Raw genomic sequence first — 6,000 nt, 5'->3', positions numbered from 1 at the left:
GCGGCAGATACCCCGCCCCCGACCGCAACACCGCCACCATCGCCACCACCAGGTCCACCGACCGCGGCAACGCCAACCCCACCCAACGACCCGGACCGGCCCCCCGACCCACCAACACCGACGCCAACCGCGCCGAACGCTTCCCCAACTCCCCGTACGTCAACGACTCCCCACCCACCACCAACGCCACCGCACCCGGCGCCTCCCGCACCCACCCCTCGAACCGCTCCACCACCGAACCCACCACCGGAACCACACCCACCGCGTCCGGGAGCGCGAGGGCCTCGCGGCGCCGCTCGGCGCTCAGCAGCAGCATCCGCCCCACGGGCAGCCCGGGCTCCTCGACGGCGGCGAGCGCGCGCAGGAGAGTCAGGAACTCGGCGCACCGGTCCGCGAGTTCGTCCTCCCGGTAGGTCCGGGGGTTGGCGTCCAGCTCGAACCGGACCAGGTTTCCGCCGTCCAGGTAGACGGAGAGGGTGAGGTCGTCCACCGGTCCGGCGGCGAGGTTGCGGGCGATGCCGGGGGCACCGTCGAAGTCGAGCTGGTAGTCGAACGCCTTGATGTTGACCATCGGGCCGAACACGCCGTGGCGGCGCCCGGCCGGGTCGAGGTCGCGCCGGATCTCCTCGGCGCGGTGGTTCTGGTGCCGTCGCAGGTCACGCACCCTGCGGACGACCTGCGACACCAGGTCGCCGAAGGCCGTACCGGGCGCGACGGAGAGCCGCAGCGGCAGGACGTTCACCTTCATCGCGGGCACGGTGAGCGCCACCGAGCCGAGCCGCGTCATCGCGGGCATGGCCAGCAGGACGTCCCTGGTGCCGGTCATCCGGTGCAGGTAGCCGGCGAACGCGGCGGTGACCACGTCCGCCCAGGTGGCACGGGCGGCGCGGGCGAGGTCGAGCAGCCCGGTGCTCTCCTCGGCGGTCAGGGTGGCACCGGTGCGCAGGAAGTGCGGGGCGGCCGGGTGGCCGACGCCCGCCAGCGGCGCAGGCTCGGGGCCGTCCGCCAGCCGCTCCGCCCAGTAGGCGCGGTCGGCGGCGCTGCGGGCGGAGTCCCGGTACTCGGCCTCCTCGGCGAGCAGGTCGGCCAGACGGCCGGGCGCCGCGGGCGGCGGCTCCTCGCCGCGGGACAGCGCGGTGTGCAGTTCGGCGGTGCGCCGGGCGACCAGGGTGAAGGCGTAGGCGTCGAGGGCGATGTGGTGGACGCGCTGGTACCAGAGCACCCGGTCCTCGGCGACGGTGTACAGGGCGTAGGCGAAGAGCCGGTCCGCGGCCGGGTCCACCGGGCGGGAGAGGTCCGCCCGCATCAGCTCCAGGGCGGTGGCCTCCGGGTCGGCCTCCGCCCGCAGATCGGCCCGGTCGAGCGGCCAGTCGGCCCGCGGGGCGGGCTCCTGGTAGGGAACGCCGTCCTCCTCGCCGAAGCGCATCCCGAGCACCTCGGCCTCGGCGACCGCGCGGCGCAGCGCCGTCTCGAAGACCTCCTGGTCGAACCGCCCCCGGATCTCGACGTACTGGCCCACGTTGTACGCGGTGTTGCCGGGTTCGAGTCGCTGCCCGTACCAGACTCCGGACTGGGCTCCGGTGAGCGGAAGGCGGCTCTGGGGGCGGTCGTTCATGGCTGTCGTGCTCCTGGTTCGGGGGCGGGGCGGGCGGGTCCGGCCGGTTCGGGTACCGGCCGGACCGGTGCCGGGTCAGAGCGTCTTGAGGATCTGTTCCAGCTGGTCGAGGATCCGGCCGGCCTCGGGGTAGCGGCTGGTGAAGAACGCCGGTACGGGGTGGACCTGCTGGGCCTTGGCCGCCTTGAGCGACTTCCAGTTGGTCTGGTTCATCAGGTCGGTGGTCTCGGCGGACGGCTTGGTGCCCGGCTCGTCGCCGTCGACGAGGATCACGTCGGCGCCGTCGAGCTTGCCGATCTCCTCGTACGAGAGGTCGGCCCAGGCGTCCTCGAAGCCCACGCCCGGCAGCGCGGCGAACTTGCCGCCCACGTCCTTGAGGACCAGGCCGAGCCAGGACTTGCCGTTGTAGGCGGAGAACTTGCCGGACTCACCGGAGTTGACGATCGCCCAGCTCGTCTTCGCCAGCTTGTCGGCGTAGGCCGTCTTGATCCGGGCGGCCTTGTCCTCGTACTCCTTCTTCACCTTGAGGCCGGCCTCCGGCCGGCCGGCCGCGTCCGTCACCTTGAGGGTGGTGGCGAGCAGTTCGTCCGGGTTGCCGATGCCGAAGGAGACCACCGGGGCGATCGGCTTGAGCTTGTCGATCTGGAACTGGACCCGCTTGGGCGCGGAGATGATGATCAGGTCGGGGGTGAGCGAGGCGATCTTCTCGAAGTTCAGCTCGTTCCCCTCGCCGACCAGGGGGATCTCCTTGACCTTGGCCTTCTGCTCGGCGGAGAGCGCGGCGTCGTCGATCGAGGTGACGCCGACCATCGGGATGCCGGAGTCCAGCAGCCAGGCGGCGGCGTAGGAGAGGCCGATGATCCGCTTGGGCTTCGCGGGGACGGTCACGTCACCGTCGGGCGTCGAGACGACGCGGGTGGCGTTCGACGACGCGGACGGGTCCCGGGAGTCGGAGGCGCTGCCGTCGGAGCTGGTGGTGCAGGCCGCGGCGGCGGCGATCAGGACGGTGGTGAGAAGGGCGGCGAGCACCCCACGCGGCCCGCGGGCGCGCGTGTCTCTGCGCCGGTTGTGGTCGGGGCTTGCGATCTGACGGGTCACCTGTGGTGCCTTTCCGGTTTCTTCGGGGTGGGGCGGCCGGCCGTGCGGGGCACGGGGCCGCCGGTCTGGAGCCATCGGCGCAGGGGCCGGGTGGTCCGGGTCTGGGTGGTCCGGGTCTGGGGGTCCGGGTCCGGGTCTGGGGGAGGTCGGAGCGGGAGACCGGAGCCGGCGGGGTCAGGGGCTGGCCGACGCCGTCGGGCGGCCCTCGCCCTGTTCGGTGTGGACCGGGTCGGTGCCGTGGACGGGGCCGGACGGGCCTGCGCCGTCCTCGTGGCCGTCGTGGCCGTCGTGGCCCTCGTCGTCCTCGCCGTCCTCCTCCTCGTCGTCGGGGAGCGTCGCCCGGCGCAGGCCCGGCACCGCGAGGGCGACCACGACCGCCGCCAGGGCGCACACGATGCCGTTCAGGAGCGCCGCCCCGCCCGGGTTGAACCAGCGGGCGAGCAGGGCCACTTCGGCCTCGCCGCCGATCTCGCCGGTGGTCTGCTCGGCGGTGACGACGCTGACCATCCGGCCCCGCAGGCGGTCCGGGGTGTGGTGCTGGAGCAGGGCGTAGTCGAGGATCGCGGCGACGGTGCCGGCCGCACCGGCCACCGCGAGCGCCAGGAAGGCCGGGACCACGGACGGGCTGAGGCCGAAGCCGGCGACGGCCAGTCCGGTCACCAGGACGGACCCGATCAGCACCGCACCGGGGCGCTTGGTGCGGCCCACCCATCCGCTGGTGGCGGAGGCGATGACGGCGCCGACCGCCGGCGCGGTGTAGAGCAGGCCGAGCATCAGTTCGCCGCCGCCGAAGCGCGTGTCGACGAGCTCGGGGAAGAGCACCACGGGGACGCCGAACAGCGCCGTGGCGCCGCCCAGCAGGAGCAGGCCGCCGACCACCCGGTGCTTCACCGCGTAGCGCAGCGCGACCAGCGGCGATCCGTCGTCCGCGCCCGACTCGTCGTCCGGGTCGGCCTCGTGGCGGACGGGCGGCAGCGGGCGGAGCCGGGTCACCAGCAGGGTGGTCAGCGCGGTGGTCGCGGCGGTGACGGCGAAGGCCGTGCCGGGACCGGACGCGGCGAGCAGCACGCCCCCGAGGAACGGCGCGGCGACCGAGCCGATCTCCGTGGTGAGGGACAGCAGGGCACCGGCCGCCGGGAGTTGGTCGCGCCGGACCAGCGTCGGTGCGACGGCCATCAGCGCGGTCACACTGACGCCGGAGGCGAGGCCGTCCCAGGCGACGCAGAGGTAGATCGCCCAGAGGCTCGGTTCGGGGAGGAAGGCGTTGGCGGCGAGCCCGGCGAACGCGAGGGCCGCGGCGCCGCGCGCCAGGATGATCAGGCGCCGCCGGTCGGTGCGGTCCGCCAGGACGCCGCCGACCAGCGAACCGACCAGCACGCTGACGCTCATGACCATGCTGACCGCGGCGACGGTCAGGGTCGATCCGCTGAGGTCGTAGACCTGGGCCGCGAGGGCGACGGTGGCGATGCCGAGACCGAAGAGCGAGACGGTCCGGGCTATGAAGACCGCGCGGAAGTCGCGGCTCGCCCGTAGGGGGGCGGTGTCGATCAACAGGTCACGCAGGGACACTCAGAGGCTCCTGGGAGGACGGCACGGGTGACGGCGGCGCGGTGTCGCCGGTGGCTGGGCGGTGGAGGTCGGGCCGCGGTGTCGAGGGGTCGACGGCGGCGGGCCGGCGGGGCGGACACGGTCGAACCGGACGCTGTCCGGGTCCGATCAGGTCGGGGATCGGGTCGGGCTCGGGGTCGAAACGGGGTCGGGTTCGGGGTCGGGGCGGGCCTACCGGGCCGCCCGGACCCGGTCGGCCGCCCCGGCCCTGGGGCCGGCGGGCTTCAACAGCCGGCCCGGCGGGGGCGCGACCGCCCTCAGCAGCGGCCCGGTGGCGGCGGTGGTCAACAGGGCCATCAGCACGATCACCGTGTAGCCGGTCTCGCTCAGCACCCCGGCGGAGAGTCCCACCGAGGCGACCACCACCTCCACCGCACCGCGGCAGTTCAGGCCCACCGCGACGGCCAGACCTTGGCGTCGCGGGAGCCGGGCGAGCCGCGCCCCCCCGTACGCGCCGGCGACCTTGAAACAGACCGCCACCGCGAGATATCCGGCCGCCCAGAGCAGTGCCTCCGCACTGCTCAGGACGGTGAGGTCCATCCGCAGCCCTGCGACCGCGAAGAAGACCGGTGCCAGCAGGACGAGCGTGACCGGCTCCAACTGACCGCGCAGGCGCGGCCGGTAGTGCGGCGAGCGTCCGAGCAGCAGACCCGCCGCGAAGGCACCGAGCAGGCCGTCGGAGCCGACCGCGTCGGCGGCCACCGCGAGCACCAGGGCCAGGACGACGGCCACCAGGAGGTCCCCGGAGCCACCGGTCCCGGCCTCACCGGCCTCGCCTTCCCCGCCGGTCCCGCCGGTCCCGCCGGGCAGCCGGTCCGACCGGCGCACCCGGGCCAGCGCGGCGTCGACCAGCCGCGGGGCGACCAGCACGAGGACCGCCGTCAGCAGGAGCAGGCCGGCCACCGGGGCCAGCAGCTCCCCCGCGTCACCGCCACCCGGTCCGGCGAGCACCGTCACCCCGGCGAGCGCCATCCACCCCACCGCGTCCGACACCAGCGCCACGGTGAGGATCATCTGACCGAAGTCGGCCTTGAGGAAGCCGAGTTCGGTCAGCACGCGGGCGACCACCGGGATCGACGAGATACTGAGGGAGACGGCGACCAGCAGCACGAACGACGGCCGGCTCGCGGCGCCCCCGGCGAACGAGTCCGGCAGCAGCAGCGCGAGGCCCACCCCGGCCGCGAACGGGACCAGGACGGCCCCCGCGGCGATCATCAGCGCCGGGCGGCCCAGCCTGCGGATCACGCCGAGGTCGGTGTCCAGGCCGGTGAGCAACAGCAGGAAGGCCGCGCCGAGCCAGGCCACCGTGTTGATCGGCGCCCCCAGCAGGGTCTCACCGGGGACGAGCCGGTGCTCCCCGTCGGGCCAGAGCACCCCGAGGACGGACGGGCCGAGCAGCACACCCGCCACCAACTGGCCGATGACCGCGGGTTGACGCAGCCTGCGCGCGGCGGCCCCGGCGAGGTGCGCCACGACGGTGATCACCAGCAGCTGCACCAGCATGGCCCATTGGGCCGCATGGCCGAGGGAGGGAAGGCCCACGGGTCTGCCGACCTGCCTTTCGTGCTCGTCGTGGAGCGGTCCACACGGAAGCGTGCGGTCGCCGGCGCGGAAGTCGTACGGGGTCGGTCCGACCACGGCGTGCGGCCGGACCGGCCGCCGGGGCGGGCGTGGCGGAG

General features: G+C 74.3%; 4 protein-coding genes. All 4 read right to left on the bottom strand.

The genetic code is table 11. The features are described 5' to 3' along the window. The coding region (locus PUR56_RS42395; RefSeq protein ID WP_329952925.1) for a condensation domain-containing protein at positions 1-1,615 on the bottom strand (1,615 nt) is incomplete at its 3' end. A gap of 75 nt (positions 1,616-1,690) precedes the next feature. Further along, the gene (locus PUR56_RS42390) at positions 1,691-2,713 is read right to left on the bottom strand and encodes an ABC transporter substrate-binding protein (protein WP_329952924.1); all 1,023 of its coding nucleotides are present in this window, start codon (positions 2,711-2,713) and stop codon (positions 1,691-1,693) included. A 174-nt stretch (positions 2,714-2,887) separates the two neighbouring features. Beyond that, positions 2,888-4,282: an enterobactin transporter EntS gene (gene entS / locus PUR56_RS42385; RefSeq protein ID WP_329952923.1), complete on the bottom strand. Its 1,395-nt coding sequence runs from the start codon at positions 4,280-4,282 to the stop codon at positions 2,888-2,890. Between the two features lie 210 nt (positions 4,283-4,492). Next, positions 4,493-5,824 carry a cation:proton antiporter gene (locus tag PUR56_RS42380; RefSeq protein WP_329952922.1) on the bottom strand — a complete coding sequence of 444 codons (1,332 nt, stop codon included), beginning with the start codon at positions 5,822-5,824 and terminating at the stop codon, positions 4,493-4,495. Positions 5,825-6,000: the final 176 nt, after the last annotated feature.

It is taken from the genome of Streptomyces sp. BE303, from assembly GCF_036290945.1.
In the GTDB taxonomy this organism is placed as follows: Bacteria; Actinomycetota; Actinomycetes; order Streptomycetales; family Streptomycetaceae; genus Kitasatospora.
Note: the sequence above shows the minus strand (reverse complement) of the source record. Positions and strands in the feature narration are given on the sequence as shown.